Annotated in this window: 1 protein-coding gene and 1 pseudogene; both read right to left on the bottom strand. The window is 42.2% G+C overall.

The genetic code is table 11. The features are described from left to right. Positions 1-237: pseudogene (locus tag CWB78_RS18565) on the bottom strand (Rnf-Nqr domain containing protein); the annotation flags it as partial. Further along, on the bottom strand, positions 237-436 hold a 200-nt coding region (locus CWB78_RS18570), incomplete at its 5' end, for an FMN-binding protein (RefSeq protein ID WP_138596855.1). The gene CWB78_RS18570 and the pseudogene CWB78_RS18565, both read right to left, overlap by 1 nt.

A 436-nucleotide genomic window follows, 5' to 3' on the forward strand; every position in this document is an offset into this window, starting at 1 on the left:
AATAATCGTCATCTGTACGATGATACGTACTGATGAAGGGATATGGTTACGAATAGTCGAGATAATAAGGCTAGAGAATGCAGTTACCAAGGGCAATGCAATTCACATCATTAATGCATTTTTTAAGCTAGACGTTCCCGCTAGCGCAGAACAAATCCCAAGTACTTGTAATGCGTTTGGGTTGTTAGCGAAAACTGGACCAAATAGGACAGCCTTCATATCTTTAGTATCAGCCATTAGTTCAATGCTCCTTTACGAACATTCGCAAGGAAAGGGCCAAAGCCATTTTCGCAAGTACAAAAATCAACTGCATGGTCAACACCATTAGACGTTAATGTAGCACCTGAAAGACAATCGATCTTATGCTCATCACCGGCTGCACTCCCTGTAACGATTTGGATTGGTAACTCTTTACCTTCCCACGTGGCAGTCCCAT

The organism is Pseudoalteromonas sp. S1612 (assembly GCF_005887175.1).
GTDB classification, from domain to species: domain Bacteria; phylum Pseudomonadota; class Gammaproteobacteria; order Enterobacterales; family Alteromonadaceae; genus Pseudoalteromonas; species Pseudoalteromonas undina.